Source organism: Pseudoramibacter faecis (assembly GCF_036289405.1).
Classification (GTDB): Bacteria; Bacillota; Clostridia; order Eubacteriales; family Eubacteriaceae; genus Pseudoramibacter; species Pseudoramibacter faecis.
Genome location: NZ_JAYFFI010000004.1, coordinates 47,234 through 70,054, shown reverse-complemented (window position 1 = coordinate 70,054; position 22,821 = coordinate 47,234). Strand labels below are relative to the sequence as shown.

Annotated in this window: 21 protein-coding genes; 12 read left to right on the top strand and 9 right to left on the bottom strand. The window is 56.0% G+C overall.

The window, feature by feature from the left end:
• Positions 1–97 precede the first annotated feature (97 nt).
• From V3C63_RS04995 to V3C63_RS04985, 3 genes are read right to left on the bottom strand one after another with little or no spacing between them, the layout of a single operon-like run.
• The gene (locus V3C63_RS04995; RefSeq protein ID WP_329886756.1) at positions 98–1,147 is read right to left on the bottom strand and encodes a galactitol-1-phosphate 5-dehydrogenase; all 1,050 of its coding nucleotides are present in this window, start codon (positions 1,145–1,147) and stop codon (positions 98–100) included.
• Positions 1,148–1,186: 39 nt separating this feature from the next.
• Positions 1,187–2,569, bottom strand: a complete 1,383-nt coding sequence (locus V3C63_RS04990; protein ID WP_329886715.1) for a PTS galactitol transporter subunit IIC — start codon at positions 2,567–2,569, stop codon at positions 1,187–1,189.
• A gap of 26 nt (positions 2,570–2,595) precedes the next feature.
• A complete protein-coding gene (locus tag V3C63_RS04985) occupies positions 2,596–3,081 on the bottom strand; it encodes a PTS sugar transporter subunit IIA (RefSeq protein WP_329886714.1) in 486 nt (161 codons plus the stop codon).
• A 218-nt stretch (positions 3,082–3,299) separates the two neighbouring features.
• On the opposite strand from V3C63_RS04985, the gene V3C63_RS04980 reads away from it, so the two are divergent.
• Positions 3,300–3,494 carry an acetyl-CoA hydrolase/transferase C-terminal domain-containing protein gene (locus V3C63_RS04980; RefSeq protein ID WP_329886755.1) on the top strand — a complete coding sequence of 65 codons (195 nt, stop codon included), beginning with the start codon at positions 3,300–3,302 and terminating at the stop codon, positions 3,492–3,494.
• Between the two features lie 94 nt (positions 3,495–3,588).
• Here V3C63_RS04980 and V3C63_RS04975 read toward each other — a convergent pair whose 3' ends face one another.
• Positions 3,589–4,029, bottom strand: a complete 441-nt coding sequence (locus tag V3C63_RS04975; RefSeq protein ID WP_329886713.1) for an XRE family transcriptional regulator — start codon at positions 4,027–4,029, stop codon at positions 3,589–3,591.
• Between the two features lie 90 nt (positions 4,030–4,119).
• On the opposite strand from V3C63_RS04975, the gene V3C63_RS04970 reads away from it, so the two are divergent.
• A complete protein-coding gene (locus tag V3C63_RS04970) occupies positions 4,120–5,130 on the top strand; it encodes a serine/threonine protein kinase (protein WP_329886712.1) in 1,011 nt (336 codons plus the stop codon).
• 10 nt (positions 5,131–5,140) lie between these two features.
• Here the strand turns inward: V3C63_RS04970 and V3C63_RS04965 are convergent, their stop codons facing one another.
• Positions 5,141–5,368, bottom strand: a complete 228-nt coding sequence (locus tag V3C63_RS04965) for a hypothetical protein (RefSeq protein ID WP_329886711.1) — start codon at positions 5,366–5,368, stop codon at positions 5,141–5,143.
• A 114-nt stretch (positions 5,369–5,482) separates the two neighbouring features.
• Between V3C63_RS04965 and V3C63_RS04960 the strand changes: the two genes are divergently transcribed.
• The 5 genes from V3C63_RS04960 (at position 5,483) to V3C63_RS04940 (ending at position 8,045) form a co-directional block, all read left to right on the top strand.
• Positions 5,483–6,232: a hypothetical protein gene (locus V3C63_RS04960; protein WP_329886710.1), complete on the top strand. Its 750-nt coding sequence runs from the start codon at positions 5,483–5,485 to the stop codon at positions 6,230–6,232.
• A 19-nt stretch (positions 6,233–6,251) separates the two neighbouring features.
• Complete coding sequence (locus tag V3C63_RS04955; protein WP_329886709.1) at positions 6,252–6,605, top strand: hypothetical protein; 354 nt, start codon at positions 6,252–6,254, stop codon at positions 6,603–6,605.
• Positions 6,606–6,723: 118 nt separating this feature from the next.
• Positions 6,724–7,233 (top strand): nitroreductase family protein, encoded by a 510-nt coding sequence (locus tag V3C63_RS04950; RefSeq protein WP_329886708.1) that lies wholly within the window; start codon positions 6,724–6,726, stop codon positions 7,231–7,233.
• Between the two features lie 53 nt (positions 7,234–7,286).
• The gene (locus V3C63_RS04945; RefSeq protein WP_329886707.1) at positions 7,287–7,724 is read left to right on the top strand and encodes a hypothetical protein; all 438 of its coding nucleotides are present in this window, start codon (positions 7,287–7,289) and stop codon (positions 7,722–7,724) included.
• Positions 7,725–7,766: 42 nt separating this feature from the next.
• Positions 7,767–8,045: a hypothetical protein gene (locus V3C63_RS04940; RefSeq protein WP_329886706.1), complete on the top strand. Its 279-nt coding sequence runs from the start codon at positions 7,767–7,769 to the stop codon at positions 8,043–8,045.
• 70 nt (positions 8,046–8,115) lie between these two features.
• Here the strand turns inward: V3C63_RS04940 and V3C63_RS04935 are convergent, their stop codons facing one another.
• Positions 8,116–8,268 (bottom strand): hypothetical protein, encoded by a 153-nt coding sequence (locus V3C63_RS04935; protein ID WP_329886705.1) that lies wholly within the window; start codon positions 8,266–8,268, stop codon positions 8,116–8,118.
• Positions 8,269–8,366: 98 nt separating this feature from the next.
• The gene (rbr, locus tag V3C63_RS04930) at positions 8,367–8,969 is read right to left on the bottom strand and encodes a rubrerythrin (RefSeq protein WP_329886704.1); all 603 of its coding nucleotides are present in this window, start codon (positions 8,967–8,969) and stop codon (positions 8,367–8,369) included.
• 516 nt (positions 8,970–9,485) lie between these two features.
• On the opposite strand from rbr, the gene ileS reads away from it, so the two are divergent.
• Together ileS and V3C63_RS04920 are read left to right on the top strand one after the other, a co-directional pair.
• Positions 9,486–12,614 carry an isoleucine--tRNA ligase gene (ileS, locus tag V3C63_RS04925; RefSeq protein WP_329886703.1) on the top strand — a complete coding sequence of 1,043 codons (3,129 nt, stop codon included), beginning with the start codon at positions 9,486–9,488 and terminating at the stop codon, positions 12,612–12,614.
• A 153-nt stretch (positions 12,615–12,767) separates the two neighbouring features.
• Positions 12,768–13,793: a histidine phosphatase family protein gene (locus V3C63_RS04920; RefSeq protein ID WP_329886702.1), complete on the top strand. Its 1,026-nt coding sequence runs from the start codon at positions 12,768–12,770 to the stop codon at positions 13,791–13,793.
• Positions 13,794–13,859: 66 nt separating this feature from the next.
• Here the strand turns inward: V3C63_RS04920 and V3C63_RS04915 are convergent, their stop codons facing one another.
• Together V3C63_RS04915 and V3C63_RS04910 are read right to left on the bottom strand one after the other, a co-directional pair.
• Positions 13,860–15,815 (bottom strand): ABC transporter ATP-binding protein, encoded by a 1,956-nt coding sequence (locus V3C63_RS04915; RefSeq protein ID WP_329886701.1) that lies wholly within the window; start codon positions 15,813–15,815, stop codon positions 13,860–13,862.
• The gene (locus V3C63_RS04910; protein ID WP_329886700.1) at positions 15,808–17,565 is read right to left on the bottom strand and encodes an ABC transporter ATP-binding protein; all 1,758 of its coding nucleotides are present in this window, start codon (positions 17,563–17,565) and stop codon (positions 15,808–15,810) included. The genes V3C63_RS04915 and V3C63_RS04910 overlap by 8 nt, the downstream gene beginning before the upstream one ends.
• Positions 17,566–17,892: 327 nt before the next feature.
• On the opposite strand from V3C63_RS04910, the gene V3C63_RS04905 reads away from it, so the two are divergent.
• The 3 genes from V3C63_RS04905 to V3C63_RS04895 are packed head-to-tail and all read left to right on the top strand — an operon-like array spanning position 17,893 to position 22,708.
• Positions 17,893–18,381, top strand: coding sequence for a MarR family winged helix-turn-helix transcriptional regulator (locus tag V3C63_RS04905; RefSeq protein WP_329886698.1), 489 nt, complete (start codon positions 17,893–17,895; stop codon positions 18,379–18,381).
• Between the two features lie 26 nt (positions 18,382–18,407).
• Positions 18,408–20,837, top strand: coding sequence for an ABC transporter ATP-binding protein (locus V3C63_RS04900; protein WP_329886697.1), 2,430 nt, complete (start codon positions 18,408–18,410; stop codon positions 20,835–20,837).
• Complete coding sequence (locus V3C63_RS04895; RefSeq protein WP_329886696.1) at positions 20,837–22,708, top strand: ABC transporter ATP-binding protein; 1,872 nt, start codon at positions 20,837–20,839, stop codon at positions 22,706–22,708. Before V3C63_RS04900 ends, V3C63_RS04895 begins: the two co-directional genes overlap by 1 nt.
• Positions 22,709–22,821: the final 113 nt, after the last annotated feature.

Genomic DNA, 22,821 nt, shown 5'->3' with positions numbered 1-22,821 from the left:
TTATTTTTATGATACGCTGTCTTTCTTTAATCTTAGTGTATCACGTTTTCAATTTTTTAACAGTCAAGAACTTTTCACTTTTTTGGAAATGCTTTTCTTACTTTTCGCTGTCGACCAGAACTTTCCCTTTAACCAGTCCCGGCGTCTTGAACCACTCGAAGGCTTGTGCCAATTCCGACAGCGGCACTTTTTTATAAATAAACGAATCGTCAAATTTAAGCTGGCCGGTCGTAAAGAAATGGGCGACATTTTCCCATTCGTAACCGGGGAAAGGGGCACTATAGGACATCCACGAACCCGTGAGCGTGAATTCTTTCCGATTCATTTGTTCCCATTCATCCACTGTGAAGGTCAATTCTTTTTTCGGCGTCCCGATAAAGCAAATATTGGCGCGATTGGCCGCCAAAGCAAAGGCCATCTTCATGGTAACCGTGTTGCCGGCCGTTTCGAAAACATAGTCGAAGCCGCGGCCGCCGGTTAACGCCATCACCTGATCCATAAAGTCTTCGTCTGTCGTATTGATGCCTGCTGTCGCGCCGAGGCGTTTGCCCAGTTCCAGCCGCTCGTCGATAATGTCCAGCACGACGACTTCCTTCGCGCCGTAAATCTTGGCGAACTGCATGGTGAACATCCCGACGGTGCCGCCGCCTAAGATTGCGACGGTCTTGCCGCCGGCATAGGGCACCCGCTTCAGGCCGTGAAGCGCGACCGTTGCCGGTTCAAAGAAGGCCCCCTGCTCAAAGCTGACGTTATCGTCGAACTTAACCGCATTGATGGCCGGAACCACCACGTATTCTGCAAAGCTGCCGAACTGCCTCGAGCCGATAAAGCTATAGTGTTTGCACAAGGAGTAATTCCCCTGCTGGCAGTCTTCACATTCCATGCACGGCACCAGCGGCACCCCGGCCACGCGGTCGCCGGGCGTTAAATCTTTAACGCCGTCGCCGACCGCATCGACAATTCCTGAAAATTCATGACCCAGCACATTCGGGAAGAAGTGGCAGGCGTCTGCATTCACCCGGGGGACGTCGCTGCCGCAAATCCCCGTGTATTTAACTTTGATGCGAACTTCATCCGCTTTCGGGTCCGGCTTTTCAATCGATTCGTAACGCAAATCTTCTCTGGCGTGAACAACGCTCGCTTTCATTGTTTTGCACATGATATCGCTCCTTAATTTGTATCGCTTTTATTCGTATTCTTCGTATTCCGCTTCTTCCGCAAGCTTAATTGCCGCCGCGCGCTGTTTGGATTGATGGATCGTGAAGAGCCAGCAGCCGATATACGTCGCGCCGATGACGAGTGTCGGAATTAAATTCTGTCCGCTGACGAGATTCGTATAAACATAAGAGATCGGGTTGCCGCCCTGGTCTAGCGCAGCAACAAAGCCTTTACCCGTTAACGTTCCGGTCATGTGCGCCATTTTGGTCATCCAGCCCACGGTTTGATTGGCAATCCAAATCGTTACAAACATGATCAGCGAACCGGAGAACAGCGTTCTGAACAAATTGCCCTTGTGCATCCCGACCGCGCCGGCGATAAAGAAACCGATCGTTGCCAAATCGCCGAAGGGCAGGACCTGGTTGCCCGGCACGATGACGGCGATGAGCAAAGTTAACGGAATGAAGATCAGCCCCGCGGTGACAACGGTCGGATCGCCGAGTAAGATGGCCGGATCAAGACCGATGTAATACTGTTCGCCCTGGAACCTTTCGTTCATGATTTCCTTGGCGCGTTCGGATAGCGGCATTAAGCCATCCATGATGCACTTGACGATTTTCGGCATTAAAACCATGACCGCTGACATATTAACGCCGAGCGGCAGCGCCTTGTTGACGGGATAGCCCGCGAGAAAACCAATCGCGGTTCCGAGAATAAAGCCGATGACGACCGGTTCGGCAAACACGCCGACTTTTTCCTGTAATGTGTTTGCAGACACGTCGATGTCACGCACCTTCGGAATTTTGTCGAATACCCAGTCGGCAAACGAAGCGTAGGGCATCATCACCACGGACGTTCCGTGGGGCACGGTCAGACCTTCAATTTCAAAATAATCCGTTGCGATCGGCGCAAACAAATCCCCGAGTTTATAGGCCAGCACCGCGTGAACGACGACCCCGAGAATCCCAAGTCCAAAGCTTCCGGTCACAGTGTAGCAAATGGCGCCCGTGAAGGCCATGTGCCAAATATTCCAGATATCGACGTTGACGGTGCGGGTTAATTTTAAAATCAGCATTAAGATGTTGACGCCGATGGCCACCGGAATCGCGACGGTGGCGATATTGGAGGCCCAGGTCATCGGCGACGCGCCCGGCCAGCCGATATCGACGACGGACAGCGTTAACCCAAAGTTCTTACTCATGGCCTTAGCCGCCGGGCCAAGATTGTCATTCATCAAATTAACAATCAAGCTTAATCCGACGAAACCAACGCCGATCATCAGCCCCGACCGAATGGCCTTGCCGACTTTAACCCCGACGACGATGCTTAAAATCGCGATGACGACGGGCAGCATCACGGACGCGCCCATATCGACAATATAATTAATCACAAATGCGCATGCTTTTAACATTGTTATCTCCTCCCCGTCACGAGCGTTCAGGCACTGGCTTTCTCTGCTGCCAGATCGTTCTCTTTTTGCCGAATGATATCAATCATTTCTTCCGTATTTTGACTGGATGTCAGAGCATCCATTACGTTTTTGTCTTGAATGATCGCGACGATCTGGGTCAAATCGTCGATATGGGCATTCGGATCGACAACCGCCAACATGAAGACCAGCTTCACTGGAACTTCGTCGTCCATCCCCATTTCGATGAAGGTCACCGGATTTTTTAAAACGGCGATGCACGTCGCGGCTTTGTTGACGTGCTCGACAGGGGTGTGCGGAATCGCCACGCCGATGCCTTCGATGTTGAGTCCGGTCGGGTAGTCCCGTTCCCGGTCTTTAAGCGCCTGCACATAAGTCGCTTTGGTATAACCTTTTTCGGTTAGCAGGCCGCCCATTTTGTCAAAGACGTCGTCGGGCGTTTTCGCGTCCAGATCTGTCAGAATTAAATCTTTTTTTAAATTTTCCCAAATCATAAATGATCGCTCCTCCGATTTTTATTTTTTCTTTCAGCCGTTTTCGATTGTTTTTCTTTTGTGATTTTATCTTAGCAGGTTATGAGCCATAAAAACAGTCAAGAGCATTTCTGCCTTTTTGCAAAAAAATAAAATGGTCTCAGCCGTTTCACAATTTTTGAAAGGGCTGAGACCATTTCCAAACTTACCACGCGCACGCTTATTTTTTATTCGATACTCTGCCCGAGGAACAGGCGATTACAACGCCGCGTTCCTGCGTAATGTATGCGGTGACGGAATACGGTGTGGCCGATTTGTACCACAAGTCCATCAAGGAGCGGGCCAAGGCATCGATCGCGATCGCCCATCCGGATTTCAGAGAACAGTTGACGAAAGAAGCGAAAGCAGCCGGCTTGATTTCTGAAGATGAATGAGAGAAAGCCAAAATAAAAACAGGCGGCGCTACCAACGGTAGCGCCGCCTGTTTTTGTATGCCAAAAATCACACGTTAGACGCGTGAATAGTTTTTCAATTGAGCAGAATCTCGCCAAACTGATCGAGCAGTTCGTTGGCTTCAAGAGGGCTCAGGCGGTTTTTAACGGCAAAAATCAAAATGGCATCCCGACGGTTTTTGGGATAAAGCACACCGGCCTGAGCGATTTCAAGACCGCGCTGGGTGGCGGTCAAATCGAGATGGGCCGCGAGACAAAGCGCAATGATTTTGTCCCGGCCGGGTCTGCGCCGACCGTTCAACAATTGGTAAAAATAGGTGCGTTCGATGCCGCTGCGCTCGATCAGCGTGCGGGGGCTTAGCGCGCGCACGGCCGGCAGTGCGGTGTAGTAATCGGCAAAGGAGCCGTGCCCATCCGCCAGATCGTCCAGATAGGTCTCGAGGGTATCGGCGCTTTGGGCCGAATTTAAAATATTAAGCAGTTCTGCGGTGGGCTTGGATAAAGGTGATTTGGACAAGGGCATCTCCTGGTGCTACAATAAAAAGCATTCAGACGGCTGCACGGCAGAGAAGCAGCCGGTAATGACAAAGGAAAACGGGGGACTGTAATGGACAGACGAACGCGCTGCGAACAATCTTTCTATAAACCATTATATCATTTTGAGGCGACGGGGCAAATCCTGCTCATCGACGAGACGACGGACGCGCTTTTGCTGCAGAAGCGGCTCCGGATCTATAATGAAAAAGTTTATGCTTATTTAAAGGCCCATCCGCATCCGAATCTGGCCCGGGTCAAAAGTTACTGGCAGGAGGAAGACGGTAGCCTGACGGTGATTGAGACTTATGCGGCCGGTCGCAGTTTGGCCGATTGCCTGCCGGAGCTGGATCCGCAGACGAAAGCGCAGGTGATTGCGGATGTCTGCGCCGGGCTTATTTTTCTGCACGAAGCCAGCCCGGCCATTGTTCATCGGGATGTGAAGCCGGCCAATATCATTGTGACGCCGGAGGGCCGGGCTGTGCTGGTGGATTATGACGCGGCCAAGCAGGTGCGCGCAGGTAAAGCGCGGGACACGGTGCTTCTGGGCACCGAAGGGGCGGCGGCGCCGGAGCAATACGGCTTTGGCGCATCGGATACGCGCACCGATGTGTTTGGTGTGGGGATGTTGATCCGCGCCCTCTTTCCCGAGGCGCCCATTTGGCAGAAAATCGCCGACAAAGCCACACAGATGGATCCGAAAGATCGTTATCCGGATGTGGCGGCCCTGCAGACAGCGATTCGCAGGCGTCTGTGGTGGCGGTCGCTGCCGATGCCCGCGGTCACACCGATGAAAATGGCGGCTGCCCTGCCCTATTATGCGCTGGCCATTGCGGGCGGTTTGACTTCGACGTTTGAAGGGGCTAAAACGGCAGGGCATTTGTGGTTTAACCGCATCGGCGGAACAATCATTTTGCTCGGGATGCTCGAAATAATTTTTGCCTGGCTGCCGGGGACCCGCCGACTGCCCTGGCGCAGCAGCACCGTTTGGTGGCAGCGGCTTCTGGCCGTTTTGGGTTACAGCGCGGTCCTGCCATTGGCTGGGATCCTCGGGTTCGTGATTCTGGAGGCGGCGATTTTTTAGTTGTGCGCGGCTAAGCTATTGGCGAAGGCGTGCAGACAATCAAGTCGGAGGATTTGATCGGAACGGCGTTGCGGTGAAGCATCACGACGAGCTGCATTTCAATGTCGGTGCGGCGTTTAATCAAATCGGACTGATGAACGGTCGTTTTATAAAATAATGGGCGCAGCGGCTTCGGCCGCTGTTTTTTTGCGTGCGGATGACGGCAGCCGGCATTTGTGTGCAGCGCGCACACCATCACTGGGGAAAAATCTTTTATCCTAAGAATCGAAAGCGTCGAAAAAGTATCTTAAAAAATACTTGATTATATATATATATATATAATGGAAGTAATCTATTACACCAGGAGGCGAAAATGGCAACAGCGAAAGATGTTTTGGAGCGCGCCAAGCAGTATGAGGCATCGGGGCGGGATGATAAGGCCCGGCGGTTTTATCAGGCGGTGATCGACCGCATGCCGGAAACCCAAGAAGCGGCTTATGCAAAGAAGCGCCTGGACGCCATGGCAAAAAGCGCGGAAGTGGTGTTTGATTTGGAGGCTCTGGCAGGGGACTCGCAGGCAGGGCCTAAAAAACAGCCGGATGATCCGGCAAAGGCGCCGCGGGTGAAGCCATCGGGCAAGACCAAAACCTGCAGGCACTGCGGTGAGGTGATGGTCAGGGGGGCTAAGGTGTGCCCGCGCTGCGGCGCCAAGCAAAAGGGCAGGGCCAAGTGGATCATCCTCGGGGTTGTGGCGCTGTTTTTAATCATCGGGCTTGCAGGCGGCGGGGGCGACGGCGGCTCATCGTCTTCTAAAAAGAGCAGCGCATCGAAAAGCACGGCCTCTGAGAGCGGCCAGACGCAAGCGGCATCGACAAAACCGAAGAAAAAAGCCGTCGCGACGATGGATAAATACAATAAAATTCAAAACAATATGAGCTATGCCCAAGTGAAGGCCATTATGGGATTTGACGGCACGGAGCAAGGATCGTCTAATGTGTCGGCAGGAGGCATCACAATGGAAGTTAAAATCTATGATTGGGAAGGGGAAGATTTAGGCGCTAATATGACCGTCTCATTCCAGAATGACAAAGTGATTTCGAAAGCACAAATTGGTTTGAAATAGAAAAGAGAAAGGTGATTTTATGAAAACTTGGAAATTGGTATCGGGAATTTTATCGATTGTGTTGGTCTTATTCGTTTTGTTTCAGTCCTGCGCCGCGGGCATGAGCAACGCGTTGGAGGCCAATGGCGAAGTCGGCGGATCGGCCGGCGTGCTCCTGGCCATCATGATGCTGACCGGCGGCATCGTGTCCATCGCGACGCGGAGCAGCGTTAAAAAAGGCGGCGGCATCGCCTTGATCGTGCTCTTCGGCATCGCGGCGTTAACCGGCTTCGCGGGGGCCGGCAGCTACGGCGATCTTTATATCTGGGCCGGCTGGTGCGCGATTTGCGCGGTGATGGCCATCGTCGCCCTGATTAAAAACCGAGCAGCATAATAATGGGTTATCCATGCGGAGGTGTCGGGCAAATATGCCCGACTTTTTGATTGCATTAAAGATTAAAGAAAAGGTGGTATAATCAAACTAAAATCAAATAGCTATGAGGAGGTTTATGATGAATTTCTTAGATTTATCAAAAAAGCGTTATTCCTGTCGGCAGCTGACTGACACGCCGATTCCGGCAGAACAGATTGAAGCGCTGCTCGTCGCGGCAACAGCCGCACCGACGGCTAAAAACAACCAGCCCTATCGCATCTGGGTGATGCAGAGTGAAGCGGCCCAGGCCCAAATTCACGAAGTGACGAAGTGCACGTTTGGCGCCGGCCTGTTCTTTGTGGTGGGGGGCAAGCCGTCGGACGCCTGGACAAAAGAGGATGGCTTTAACTTCGCGCAGGTGGATGCGACCATTGTGGCCACTCATTTGATGCTGGCGGTGGCCAGTGCCGGCCTGGGCACTACCTGGGTGGGCAATTTTGATGCGCCCAAGCTCAAAACATTATGTCCGGAGATGGCGGAATATGAATTGGTGGCCATTTTCCCGGTGGGCGTCCCCGCGAAAGATGCAGTCCCGTCGCCGCGCCACAGCGAGCGCAAAGCCCGGGAGGCGGTGGTTAAAATTTTATGAGGAGGGGCCTCACAAGTCGCAGCCGCTGAAGTCCCAAAGGAGGCGAAGAAGTCATGAAATACTGCTGTGTCTTCACGGAAAAGCACCCGGCGCTGAGCGCCAAAGTCCAGGCCTATGCCAGGAGTCTGGGCATGTCGGTAATGCGCTGTTGCGTTCCGGGGTATAAAATCCGCGAACTTGAAACGCGCATGCATCCGGCTTATCGCGGGGATTGGCAGGTGCTGCCGCACAGCGCCGATTTTGAGCCGGGAGATGCGGTTTATTCCAGCTGTCACAATTGCCTGAACATCATCGAAGAGACCAAACCGGCGGTGGGTGTGTTTTCAATTTGGGAAGCCATTGCGGCCGATCCTGATTTTGATTTCCCGGATTTTCACGGCAGACAGGCGGTGCTTCAGGATTGCTGGCGCTCCCGCAAGCGTGTGGCCGAGCATAATTTTTATCTGACGGTGAATCGGCCGAAGCGGGCGCTCCCGCAAGCATGTGGCTGAGCAGGAAGCCGTCCGGACCATTTTAGGCAAGCTGCACCTGCGGTGGGCCGAGGCGCCGAAGGCCGGGAGCAGGCGGATTTTTGCGGCAATTCCCTTTGCCGGCTGCAGCCGCCCTGCAATCCCAGACTCGCACCCGCACACTACGCCCGAGATACTGCCGGCAAATTCGAACCTTACACCCTGGAAGAGCAGCGGGCGATCATGCAGGATTACTGCAAAGTTTTCGGACGCGAGAAGGTCGTCTGCTATTGTCATTATTGTTTTGAAGGCTTGCAAAACGGCGGGCGCCGATGGGGTTCATCGGCCCAATGGTTGTTTTGAGGTTTGCCGATTAAAAAAGAACGTCTCGCATGAGGCGTTCTTTTTTGCGCTATGAGAAGGTTCAATCACGTCAATCACGGGTCAGCAGGTGGATAATCATCACCGCGGTGAAGGCGGCGCAGGTCAGCGCGGTGGTCGTGACGATGGCCGCGGTCGAAAGCTCCAGTTCGTAGCGAAAGCTTTTCTGCTTGGCCTGATCGTCGGTGTGGATATTCAAATGCATGGACGTCTCCTTTCGGTTGGACGGTTACGCTTGGATAAGCGGTATCGGCAAAGGGGATGGCTGATAAAAAACGCCCCGTGATGAGACGTTTCAACGCTTTAATAAGCTTCGACAAAGAGTTCGAAATAAGACCGGGGATGCTTGCAGGCGGGGCAGGTTTCCGGGGCTTCCGGCCCTTCAAAGATGTAGCCGCAGTTGCCGCACTTCCATTTGATGTCGTCGCCCTCGCGTTTAAACACTTTGCCGGTCTTCAGGTTGGCGGCCAGTTTTTTGTAGCGGGTTTCGTGGGCGAGTTCGGCCACAGAGATGCGGATAAAGCTTTCGGCAATATCGTCGAAGCCTTCCTTCTTGGCGACGGCGGCAAAGGTTGGGTAGAGCTCCGACCATTCTTCCTTCTCGCCGGCCGCGGCATTCATCAGATTGTCATAGGTCGAGGCGGACATGGCCACCGGAAATTCGGCGTCCACCGGAACAGTGAGCGCTTCGCCGCCGGTCAGCTCGCTTTCGGCGATGTATTTGTAGAACACTTCGCCGTGTTCTTTTTCGTTGGCGGCGGTTTCCAAAAAGATGTTTTGGATCTGGACGAAGCCTTCCTTTTTCGCTTTAGACGCCCAGAAGGTGTAGCGGTTGCGCGCCTGCGATTCGCCGACATAAGCCTGCATTAAATTTTTCAGGGTCTGGGTTCCCTTGAGTCTTCCCATGTGTGGACCTCCTTCTTTTTGTGCATTATGGTTACAGAATGATATTTTTATTATAACACGATTTGCCGGCGGCGGCAGATAAAATCTTGTTCAAAGGATTTAGAAAAACCAATGAAACGGAGCGTAACATGAAACTTGATGAAATAATCATTTGCTGCTTGCAATTTTTTTGAAAAATGTTACAATACAGCGTAACCATCAAAAGCAGAGAAGGAGACGGAACCTTCATCCGCGTTTTTTAGAGAGGCTGTCCTCGCGGTGTAAGACAGCTAAAACGCAGAAGGCTCGGATCACTCCGGAGCTGATCGCCTGAACGCATTGCGAATGGGACAGGGCGGTCCGGGAAGCCGTTAATCTTTTAAATGAAGCGGGTGTTTAAACACCAATGCGGGTGGCACCGCGGTAAGGCAATTGTCATTATCGTCCCTTTGCGCAATCCTTTTGGATTGGCAGAAGGGATTTTTTATTTTGGCAGCGCGCAGGAGCGCGATCATCACAGTCACTTGAGGAGGCATTATGACACGAGCATTTTCGGATTTATCCAAGGAACCGGTGAAGGCGGTGGAAACCGCGATTGCGGCGGCATGGGAATCCATGGATATTTTGAACAGAACCATCGACGTCCACGCGGACGACGAGAATTTTGTCTTTTTTGAAGGGCCGCCGACGGCCAACGGTAAGCCGGGCATTCACCACGTGCTGGCCAGAACCCTGAAGGACTCGGTTTGCAAATACCAGACCATGCGCGGTCACCGCGTGCTGCGCAAGGCCGGCTGGGACACCCACGGTCTGCCGGTGGAAATCGAGGTGGAAAAGCAGCTCGGCATCTACAGCAAGCCGGAAATCGAGGATTACGGCATCGCGGCCTTCAACAAAAAATGCCGGGAGTCAGTGTTCACCTACGAAGCGCAGTGGCGCGAGCTCACCCGCCGCATGGGTTATTTCATCGATCTCGACCACCCTTATATCACCCTCGATAACGACTATATCGAGTCCGAATGGTGGATCCTCAACGAGTTTTTTGAAGAGGGCTACCTCTACGAAGGGCACAAGATTTTGCCCTATTGCCCGCGTTGCGGCACGGGGCTGGCCTCCCACGAAGTGGCCCAGGGCTACCAGATGATCAAGACCAACACGGTCATCGTCGCCTTCAAGCGCAGGGACGCCGACGAATACTTCCTCGTCTGGACGACAACCCCTTGGACCCTCGCGGCAAACGTCGCCCTTTGCGTCAATCCGGAAGCGGATTATGTGAAAGTGAACAGCCGGGGCACGGTGTTTTACTGCGCGAAGGTGCTGGCGGATAAGCTCTTTGGAGAGGATTACGAGGTGCTGGCCGAAATGAAAGGCAAAGATCTTGAATACCTCGAATACGAACCGCTCATGCCTTTTGTGAAACCGACGCGCGGCAAGGGTTATTTTGTGACCTGCGCCGATTATGTCACCACCGACGACGGTACGGGCATCGTCCACATCGCGCCGGCCTTCGGGGAAGACGACTATCAGGTCGGCCGCCGCTACAAACTGCCGGTGCTCCAGCCCGTGGGCCTCGACGGCAAATACACGGCGACGCCGTGGCAGGGGCATTTCGTGATGGAAGAGGGCCTCGATATCGAGATCATCAAATGGCTGAAGGATCAGGGCGCGCTCTTCAAGAAGGAAAAGGTCGAACACAACTATCCCCATTGCTGGCGCTGCAAAACGCCGCTGGTGTATTACGCGAAGCCCAGCTGGTACATCGAAATCACCAAGCTCAAGGACAAGCTGATCGCAAATAACAACGGCGTCAAGTGGTTCCCGCCATTTGTCGGCGAAAAGCGCTTCGGCAATTGGCTGGAAAACCTCAACGACTGGGCCCTTTCCCGCAGCCGTTATTGGGGAACACCGCTTAACATCTGGCGCTGTGACGATCCGGACTGCGGCTGCACCACCTCGGTGGGAAGCCGCCGGGAGCTGGCCGACCGCGCCATTGAGGATATCAGTGCCGATATCGAGCTGCACCGTCCCTACGTGGACGACGTGCACCTGACCTGCCCGGACTGCGGCGGGCGCATGAGCCGCGTGCCGGACGTCGTCGACGTGTGGTTTGATTCCGGCTCGATGCCCTTTGCCCAGCAGCATTATCCCTTCGAGAACAAGGATGTCTGGGCCGATCAGTTCCCGGCGGACTTCATCTGTGAAGGCATCGACCAGACCCGGGGGTGGTTTTATTCGCTGCTCGCGATTTCCACCTTTATCACCGGAAAATCGCCCTATCAAAATGTGTTGGTCAATGATTTGGTGCTCGACGCCGAAGGGCAGAAGATGTCCAAGAGCAAGGGCAACACGGTCAATCCCTTCGCGCTCTTCGACCAATACGGCGCCGACGCGCTGCGCTGGTATCTGATGTATGTCAGTCCGGCCTGGACGCCCACCCGCTTCGACGAAGAGGGCCTGAAAGAAGTGCGTTCCAAGTTCTTCAATACGTTCAAGAACATCTATGCCTTCTTCGCGCTTTACGCTAACACCGACGGCATCGACGCCGACGCCCTGGCCGGGGACGCCTTTGAAGCGCCGGTGGCCGAGCGCCCGGTGATCGACCGCTGGATTCTCAGCAAATACCATCGACTGGTGCGGGAGGTGACCGCCGCAATGGATGCCTACAACCACAACGCCGTGGTGCACTTGATCCAGAACTTTGTGAACGAGGATTTGTCCAACTGGTATATCCGCCGCAATCGCCGCCGCTTCTGGGCGTCGGCAATGAACGCGGACAAAAAGGCCGTTTACCGCACGACCTATGAGGTGCTCGAGGGGCTGTGTCGGCTTTGCGCGCCTTTTGCGCCCTTTATCACCGAAGAGATGTACTGCGATCTCACGGGAGCGGAATCGGTGCATCTGGCCGCTTATCCGGCGGCGGATGATGCCCTCATTGACGCCGATGTGGAAGCGCCGATGGATCTGGTGCGGGATCTGGTCTCCCTCGGCCGCTCGGCCCGGGAAGACGGAGGCATCAAGGTGCGCCAGCCGCTGTCCAAGGTCATCGTCGACGGCAAATACCAGGCGGTGCTCGGCGATTTGACGGATCTGCTGAAGGAAGAGCTCAACATCAAGACCGTCGACTTCGAGGACGACCTTGGTAAATTCATCAACTACACAGTCAAGCCCAACTTCAAGGTGGCCGGGCCCATCCTCGGGCCCAAGGTCAAGCTCCTCGGCAAGGCCATGGCCACAGTGGATGCGGCGGCGCTGGTGGCGGCGACGGCAGCCGGCGAAGCCTATGAAGTCACCGTCGGCGACGACACCATCGCCGTCACCCCGGAAATGGTGGACGTGCGCATTGCGGCCAAGGACGGCTTTGACGTGCAGACCGACGGCGGGCACTTCGTGATCCTCGACATGGCCCTCACGCCGGCGCTCATCGCTGAGGGCATCGCCCGGGAATGCGTCTCCAAGGTGCAGCAGATGCGCAAGAACCACGATTTTAACGTGACAGATCACATCGCGATCACCTACACGGCGGACACGGAGGTCGCCGCGGCCCTTGAAACCCACGACGCCTTCATTAAAAAGGAAACGCTGGCAGAACGCCTGACGGCCGGCGACGGCGAAGAAGCCTTCGATCTTAACGGCCACGCTGTGAAGCTGTCGGTTATGCGGGTGTAAATTCAGAAGCGCCATCGCCTATCCCAAAGACCTGAACGTTCGCGATCGGGTCTTTTTTACGTGGCAGCGGCAACCGCGGAAGGATAATTTTCTTGCGAAACCCGCGGGGATTCGCTATAGTGAGGTTAAAATAAGCAGTGAAGGAGGAGAAGGATGCCAACGACCGTTTATCTCGTGCGTCACGGCACGACGGATTATAATGTGGCTTGTCGGTGGCAGGGCGTGATCGACGCTCCGCTGAACGCCCTGGGCGAAAAGCAGGGTGCCCTGCTGACGGATTATTTTAAGGCGATTCCCATCGACGTGGCGGCGACCAGCCCGCTGAAGCGGGCGCGTCAGACGCTGGCCTATGTGCTAACCGGCCAGGACCATGATGTGCCGGTGGTGGTGGATCCCGGCCTGAAGGAGATTGACTTCGGCATCGTCGAAGGGCGGCCCATGCAGGAAGTGAGTGTGATTTTTCCGAACTTTGCAGCGGCGGCCAAAAATGCGCCCGGAAAACTTGTGTCCCCCGGCGGCGAAGGCGGCGCCCAGGTGTATAACCGGGTGCGGGACGCGGTGCTGGGCATCGTGCGGCGTTATCACGGCAAGACCATCGCCATCGCCTCCCACGGATTTGCCATTCAAACCTGGCTCAACTATGCGGCGGGCATCCCGGCGGAGGCCATGCGGGAATGGGTGCTCGCCAATGTGGCGGTTTCAAAGTTTACCTTCGACAAGGATTTAAACGTTACTGTTGATTATGTGGGGGATGCGCGCCATCTCGTGCCGGCATTACAGTACCGCTTCGATTGGGAAGATCTGACCAAAATGCGGCCGCTGCTCATCGTCGGTCGCGGCGGAGCAAAGGATGCCCGGGCACGGGCCTTTTGCCGGGAGCGCGAGGTGCTGCGCCGGGATGTGGCGGCGGATCCGCTGCGCCGGGAGGAAAGCCTTGCGCTGCTCGAGCGGGCCGGGCCGCGCTATCGCCGGCTGCTCGACACGAAGGCAGCGGCCTATCGTGCGGCCCGTTTGAAGACGCGGGCCGCGGGCCTCTCCCTTCGGGCCTTGGCGAACGCGATGACAGCGGCGCCGGATCTGATCAAAACGCCGATGCTCGTCTGGCCGGACCGGCTGCTGGCCGGCTTTCACGAAGCGGCCTGGAGGCAGGCGTTCGCCGATTCGGCCGAAGGGCGCTGACCGGCAGCCGGCCCTTCAACATAAAAAAGCGATTCACATCCTGTGAATCGCTTTTTTGCTGTGCATTTATTCGAGCTCGGCGTTGCCGGTGTAAAGCTGATAATACACGCCACCCCTGGCGATCAGTTCGTCGTGGCTGCCCCGCTCGATGATGCGGCCGTGATCCATCACCATGATGGCGTCGGCATTGCGCACCGTCGAAAGGCGATGGGCGATGATGAACACCGTGCGCCCGATCATCAGCTTGTCCATGCCCGCCTGCACCAGGGCTTCGGTGCGGGTGTCGATGGAGGAGGTGGCTTCGTCCAAAATCATGGCCGGCGGGTTGGCGACGGCCGCCCGGGCGATGGCCAAAAGCTGGCACTGCCCCTGGGAGAGGTTTCCGCCGCTGCCGTCGATCGTCGTGTCGTAGCCGTCGGGCAAAAGACGAATAAACTCGTCGGCATTGGCCAGGCGCGCCGCGGCGATCACCTCCGCGTCGGAGGCGTCCAGATTGCCGTAGCGGATGTTTTCCATCACCGTGCCGGTAAAGAGGTTGGTTTCCTGCAGCACAATCCCCAGGGAGCGGCGCAGAGCCGGCTTGGTGATGCGGCGGATGTCGATGCCGTCGTATTGGATCTCGCCGCCGCCGATGTCGTAAAATCGGTTGATCAGGTTGGTGATGGTGGTTTTGCCGGCGCCGGTGGCCCCGACCAGGGCGATTTTCTGGCCGGGCTTGCCGTGGATGGTGATGTCGTGGAGAATGGGTTTGTTCGCTTCGTATTCAAAGTCGACGTGATCGAGGCGCACTTCGCCGCGCATCGCCCGGTAGTGCACTGCGCCGTCGGTATCCGGCGCGCGCCAGGCCCAGGTTTCGGTGCGGTGGTCCGCCTCGAGGAGCTGGCCGTTTTTCACGATGGCGTTCACCAGGGTCACGTCGCCGCCGTCGGCTTCGGGCATTTCGTCCATCAGGGTGAAGATGCGCTTGGCGCCGGCCAGCGCCATGATGATGGCGTTAAGTTGCTGGGACATCTGACTGATGGGCATCGAGAAGCTCTTGGTCAGATTCAGGAAGGCGACCAGGCCGCCGAGGGTCAGCGCCGTGTGGCCGGAGAGCATCATCACGGCGCCCACCAGGGCGACCAGCACGTACTGCACGTTGCCGAGGTTGCCCATGATGGGCATCAAAATGTTGGCGAAGGTGTTGGCGCTTTCCGCGTTTTGGAACAGGGTTTCGTTTTTCGCGTCGAAATCGGCCTGGGCCGCCGCCTCGTGGTTAAACACTTTGACGACCTTCTGCCCGGCCATGATTTCTTCGATATTGCCGTTGACGACGCCGAGGGCATTCTGCTGGCGGATAAAATACCGGGAGCTCGCGCCGGTGACCTTGCCGGAAATCCAGATCATCGCAGCGATGGTCACCACGACGAGGAGGGTCAGCACCAGGCTGGTGGTCAGCATGGCGATAAATACCGCGATGACGGTCACCAGGGCGCTGATGCTCTGGGGCAGCGCGATGGAAAGCATCTGGCGCAGGGTGTCGGTGTCGTTGGTGAAATGGCTCATGATGTCGCCGTGGGCGTTCTGATCGAAATAGCGGATCGGCAGCCGCTGCATATTGGCGAACATTTCGTCGCGGATATCCTTCTGGATGCCCTGGGAAATGGTGACCATGATGCGGTTGTACAGCAGGGTGCACAGGGCGCCGCCGGCAAAGATGCAGGCCATGACGATCACCGCGTGCAAAAGCGGGGCGAAATTGGGATGAGCCTGGCGGAGCATCGGCGTGATGTAGTCGTCGATGACACTCCCGATGAACAGCGATCCCACGGCGCCCACCACGGCGCTGGCGATGATGAAGACGATGACGGCGCTAAACCGCAGCTTGTAGTTTCTGTCGATATAGGCCGCCAGCCGGCGCACTGTCGCCCCGTCGATCTGGTCGGCGCGGGAGGGCTCGGCCTTGGGGATCTTGTGTCCCACGCGCTGACCGTTTTCGTCCACGTAGTGGATGCCCTTGAGTTTGTGTTTTTCTTTAGACATGGGCTTCGTCTCCTTTCTTCGCCGCGTCAGGCGAGGTTTTGGTTTGCGATTCATACACTTCGCGGTAAATCGGCGAGCGTGTGAGCAGCTCGTCGTGGGTGCCGAAATCGGACACGGTTCCGCCGTCCATCACGATGATGCGGTCGGCCTCCTGCACCGAGCCGATGCGCTGGGCGATGATAAAGGTGGTGGTGCCGGGGATGATCTCTTTCAGGGCGGTGCGGATTTTCGCATCGGTTTTGGTGTCCACCGCCGAGGTGGAGTCGTCCATGATGAGGATCTTCGGCCGGGCGAGGAGGGCCCGGGCGATGCACAGGCGCTGCTTTTGCCCGCCGGAGACGTTGGAGCCGCCCTGCTCGATCATCGTGGCAAGCCCGTCCGGCATGTCTTTGATGAATTCGTCGGCGCAGGCGATTTCGCAGACATGCCAAAGTTCCTCGTCGGTGGCGTCCGGATCTCCCCAGCGCAGGTTGTCGGCGATGGTTCCGGAGAAAAGCACGTTTTTCTGAAGCACCATGGCCACGTCGGCCCGGAGGGTTTTCAGATCGATTTCGCGCACATCCACCCCGCCGACGTAAACCGTGCCGACGGTTGCGTCGTAAAGCCGGGGGATCAGCTGCACCAGCGAACTTTTGGCCGATCCCGTCCCGCCGATGATGCCGATGGTTTCGCCGGAGGCAATGGCCAGGTTCACATTTTTAAGGGAGAGCTTGTCCGGGTTGTTCTGATAGGAAAAACTGACGTTGTCGAAAACCACCGACCCGTCCTTGAGGGCCATCACCGGACGGACAGCGTTCGTCAGATTGCTTTTGGTATTAAGGACTTCAACGATGCGCTCGCCCGAAGCCTGGGCGATGGTCATCATCACAAAGATCATCGAGAGCATCATCAGGCTCATCAGGATTTGCATCACGTAGGTGATCAGGCTGGTGAGCTCGCCGGTGGTCAAGGTGCCGCCGACGATAAAGCGCGCGCCAAACCAGGCCAGCGTGATCATGCAGGCATACATCACAATTTGCATCAGCGGGCTGTTGAAGGCGACGAGCTTTTCGGCACGGCTGAATTTTTCGTAGATGTCGTTGGAGACGTTGTTGAATTTTTTAACCTCGTAGTCCTCGCGCACAAAGGATTTCACCACGCGGATGCCCCGCAAATTTTCCTGAACGATATTGTTGAGCCTGTCATAAACCCGGAAGACCTTCTGGAAGACCGGATGGGAAGCGCGGACGATGAGCAGCAGGCCGACGCCCATCACCGGAATGGCGATTAAAAAAGTGCTCGCCAGCTGCGGGTTGATGGTCAGGCTCATGACGAGCGAGAAGATGAGCATCAGCGGCGCGCGGACGGCCACCCGGACGATGAGCATATAGGCCATTTGAACGTTGGTGATGTCCGTGGTCATCCGGGTGACAAGCCCCCCGGTGGAAAAATGATCGATGTTGCTGAAAGAAAAATCCTGCACCCTGGCAAAGATATCGTGGCGCAGGTTCTTGGCGAGGCCGGTAGACGCGGTGGCGCAGTATTTGCCGGCCAGGGCCCCAAAGAGCAGGGCGACGGCGGCGACGGCGAGCATCACAAGACCATAGGTCACGGTGGCGCGCATATCGCCCTTGTTGAGCCCCTGGTCGATCAGGCGGGCCATGAGCAATGGGATGATGACTTCCATGACGACTTCGAGGGTCACGAAAAGCGGCGAGAACAGCGATGCCTTTTTGTATTCGCGCAGACTCGCCATGAGTGTTTTAATCATGCAAATCCTCCTTAAAAATTTTTTATCAAGGGATAAAGACAGTTAAATTATTATAGAAGAAAAAAATATGATTGGCTATCGATATTCTAAAATTTAAAAATGAGAATGATTTAAATACAAAAGCGATATGCCGATGCAGGGATAAACTTAAATCACTGTAATTGGGCAAAGGGCTATCTTGACAAAAGCCGGGGACAAAGCTATAGTTGACGGGTATAAAAGTGAATATGGCTAAATGGGCATTGTCGAGCGGTTGCGACACCGACGAGATGCAGCATTTGTTCTGAACATGGGCATTTTAAAGATGCGACAAGAAGGAGATCGAAGATGGAAAGAACATTCAGTTACGAATTTATGCGGGAAATGATGAACCTGCAGCGCGGCAGTGTGAGCCAATATCTGCGGGATGCAGCGTCCGGGATGCATCTGCGTCCGGGGGAATTCAGCACCTTGCTGCAAATTTTGCGGGGGGCGCGCAACGAAGACGAACCCCGGATGACGGTGTCACTCCTCAGCCAGATGAATCACTGCACCAAGTCCAATATGTCGCAGGTCGTCAAAGAACTGGAAGAAAAAAAATACATCCTGCGGGTGCCGGATGTGAAGGATCGTCGGGTGATTCATCTGGTGCCCACCGAAGAGGCGCTGACCAAGATGAACAGCGCATCCGTCTTCGGCAAGACCCTGCTGGACGAAACGGCCAGGCGCATGGGCGAAGAGAAAGCCCAACAGATGCTGGCGCTGCTCAAGGAGTTTGCTGCTGAGCACGGAGCTCTGCGGCAGGCGCAGGCCGGAGCGGGCGATTCCCAGTTTTGACCGTATCGAATGATGAAGGGAAACAGATGCGAAAATTAAGAAAATATTTAAAGCCCTACGGTCTGCTTTTTTTGGTGGCCGTGGCTTTTTTGTTTGTGCAGGCGGTAAGCGAGCTCAATCTGCCCAATATGATGAGCAATATCATCAACGTGGGGATTCAGCAAAACGGGATTAAACACGCGGCGCCGGAGGTGATCGGCGACAGGGGCTACGCCTTTATGCGCAGTTTTATGACGAAAAAGGAACGGGCGCGGCTCGACCGGTACTATCGACACGTTCCGGCGGCGGCGGTCGACCGCAGGACTTATGATAAATTGGCAAAAGGCGAAGGGCTGTATCAGCTCAAAACCAAAACGGATACAGCCTACGATACGCTGGATCCGATTTTTTCACGGGCCGGCTGGACCTTTATCGAGTTTATTCAGGATAAGGATAACCTCGCGCAGATCAAAAAAGCGGCAGCCGCTCAGGCCCGGGCAAAGCTGATCGCCCAGGCGCGCGCCAGAGCGGCGGCCAGAGGGATGAATTTATCCGCTGTGAGCGATAAGACACTTCTGGCCATGCTGTCGGATCCGGCCCAGGCAGCCAAACTCGGACTGAACGCCAAGCAGATTCAGGCGATGAACCAGGGATCGACCGGCGGCAGCGCCGATTTTAAAATGGGCGGCAAAACCACCAGCAGTAATTTGAACAAGATCGATATGACAGAGGTGTATCCGCTTACGCCGGCGATCCGCGCTGTCGGCGGCTCGGCGATGCAGCGAGCTCGGGATAAGGCGATGAAGATTGACACGAGCATGCAAAGCCAGACCGGGGCGGTGTTCGTCAAGCTTTTTGGAAAAGAACTGGGCGTCGATATCGGGGCGAGGCAACAGAGTTATATTGTCCGTACCGGTCTGAAGATGATCGGCTTAACAGTGCTCAGCGCGCTAGCGGCCATCAGCGTGGGCTTTCTGGCATCGCGCATCGCGGCGGGCATGGCCCGAAACCTCCGGGAGGATTTGTTTCAAAAGGTCACGACGTTTTCGTCGCCGGAGTTTAGCCGTTTCGGCACGGCGTCGCTGATCACCCGCAGCACCAACGACATCACCCAGCTGCAGACCTTTATCATCATGGCCATTCGCATGGTGTGCTATGCGCCGATCATCGGGACCGGCGGCATCATCATGGCGCTGCGCCGGGATGTGTCGATGGCCTGGGTGATTGCCCTGGCGGTAATCGTGCTGCTCGGGCTCATTGCCGTGGTGGCGGCGCTGGTGATGCCGAAGTTTAAAATTATGCAAAAACTCATCGACCGGCTGAATCTGGTGATGCGGGAAAACCTCAACGGGATGGAGGTCGTCCGGGCATTCAGCAATCAGAGCCACGAGGCGGAGCGCTTCGACGGCGAAAACACCGCAGTGACCCAAAACAATCTTTTTGTGAACCGGGTGATCGCGCTGATGATGCCCGTCATGATGCTCATGATGAACGGCGTGACCCTGCTGATCGTTTGGGTCGGGGCGCATCAGATTGCGGACTCGGCGATGCAGGTCGGCGATATGATGGCCTTCATGCAGTATTCGATGCAGATCATCATCGCTTTTGTGATGGTGGCGGTAATGTTCATCATGATTCCCCGGGCCCAGGTCTCGGCGGAGCGCATTGCGGAAGTGATCGAAACCGAGCCGGCGGTTCAGGATCCGACGGCGCCGGCACATTTTCCCGGTGCGCATCCGGGGCGGGTGATCTTCGACCATGTGTCTTTTCGCTATGCCGGCGCCGACGAGGATGTGCTCCACGACATCAGCTTCGTCGCGGAGCCGGGACAGACGGTAGCCTTTATCGGCTCGACGGGATCCGGCAAATCGACGCTCGTCAATTTGATTCCGCGCTTTGCCGACGTGACGGCCGGACGCATCACCATCGACAACACGGATATCCGCGCGGTTTCGCTTCACGAGCTGCGGGATCACATCGGCTTTGTGCCCCAGCGAGCGACGCTCTTTTCCGGGACGGTGGCGAGCAACCTGCGCTTTGGCAGGGCGGACGCCAGTGACGAGGCGATTCGCATTGCGGCGGAAATCGCCCAGGCGACGGAATTTATCGACGCGTCGCCGGAGGGCTACGACCGCGCCATCGCCCAGGGCGGCAGCAACGTGTCCGGTGGACAAAAGCAGCGGCTGGCCATCGCAAGGGCCTTGGCCAAACAGCCGGATCTTTATATCTTTGACGACAGCTTTTCAGCGCTGGATTTTAAAACCGACGCGGTTTTGCGCAGGGCGCTCAGGCCTTATACGCAAAAGGCGGCAGTGCTCATCGTGGCGCAGCGGGTGAACACCATCATGGATGCCGACCAGATTGTCGTGCTCGACGAAGGCCGCGTGGCAGGCATCGGCCGTCACGACGCGCTGATTGAAACCTGCGAGACCTATCGCGACATCGTGGCTTCACAGCTTGGAAAGGGGGAAGCGTGATGGCAGAAAAAATAACCAGGGACAACGCGCCCAAGCGCCAGCGCGGCCCGGGCGGCCCTGGCCCTCGAGGAATGACCAACACCGAGCGCGCCAAGGATTTTAAAGGGACCCTGCACAAGCTGATAGATTATCTCGGCACGTATAAAATGGCAATTCTCTTGGTGGCGGCTTTTGCCGTGGCCTCGACGGTGTTTACCATCGTCGGGCCGAAGATTTTGGGCCGGGCCACCACGGAAATCTTCAAGGGACTGATGGCCTCCATCGCGAATACCGGCGGCGGAATCAACTTCTCTAAGATCGGCGGCATCATTTTCAAACTGGTGATGCTCTATTTCACGTCGACAGCCTTTCAGGCAGTGCAAAGCCTGATTATGACCCAGGTGGCGGTGAAAGTGACCTATCGCATGCGCCGGGATGTCTTTGCCAAAATGAACCGGCTGCCCTTCGCCTATTACGATCAGACGTCCTATGGCGAGGTGCTCTCCTACATGACCAACGATATTGAAACCATCAACCAAAGCCTGACCCAGAGTCTGACCCAGATCGTGACGGCGGTGACGACAATCGTCGGCATTTTGGCGATGATGTTTTCCATCAGCTGGCAGATGACGCTGATTGCGTTGTGTATCGTGCCGGTGTCCGGGGGGCTTGCCATGCTGATGATCCGTCGTTCGCAAAGAGAGTTTGCCGGCCAGCAGGAATACCTCGGCCACATCAACGGCCATATCGAGGAGGTGTACGGCGGGCACACAGTGATCCAGGCCTATAACAAAGAGGCCGATGCCACGGCGACCTTCGAAAAATACAACGACAAGCTTTATACCACGGCGTGGAAATCCCAGTTCATGTCGGGGATGATGATGCCGATCATGACCTTTGTGACCAATTTGGGTTATGTGGGCGAGTGCATCCTCGGTGGCTATCTGGCGGTGCACGGTCGGGTGCAGGTCGGCGATATTCAGGCGTTCATTACCTATATGCGCCAGTTTAACCAGCCCATCACGCAGGTGGCCAATATCTCCAACGTGCTGCAGATGACCATGGCCGCCTCCGAGCGCATCTTTGCTTTTCTGGACGAACCGGAGGAAAGCGCCGATCCCGAACGGGCGGTGCCCACGGATGCGGTGCGCGGGCGGATCACCTTCGAGCACGTGGGCTTCGGCTATCTGCCGGGCAAGCCCGTCATCCGGGATTTTTCGGTGGACGTGCAGCCGGGGCAGAAGGTGGCCATCGTCGGGCCGACGGGCGCCGGCAAGACGACCATCGTCAAGCTGCTGATGCGTTTTTACGATATTGACCGCGGCCGGATCCTGATTGATGGGCACGACAGCCGCGACTTCGCCCGGAGCGATTTGCGCCGGATCTTCGGCATGGTGCTGCAGGACACCTGGCTGACCAGCGGCACCATCGAAGACAATATTCGCTACGGCAATTTTGCGGCGGACCACGACGCGGTGGTGCGCGCGGCAAAGACGGCCCAGGTCGATCACTTTGTGCGCACGCAGGTCGACGGCTACGACACGGTGCTGGGCGAAGAGGGCGGCAGCATCTCCCAGGGACAAAAGCAACTGTTGACCATCGCTCGGGCGATTCTGGCCGGTCCGAAGGTGCTCATTCTCGACGAGGCGACCAGCTCCGTGGATACCCGCACCGAGGTGATGATCCAAAGGGCCATGGACAATTTGATGGCGGGGCGCACGAGCTTTATCATCGCGCACCGGCTGTCGACGATTCAAAACGCGGATGTCATTCTGGTGCTGCGGGACGGCGACATCGTCGAGCAGGGCAGCCATGAGGCCTTGCTTGCGCAAAACGGTTTTTATGCCGATCTTTACAACAGCCAGTGGGCCGCGATTGAAGACGTGGTTTAAACGGGAGTCTTAAAGAAAACTGCCGTTTTCGGGCCGGGAAGACCGTAAAGGTGCTCCCGGCTCTTTTATTTGGTATAATTTGTGGCATGCTAAACTTTTGGCGCCATGCAAAA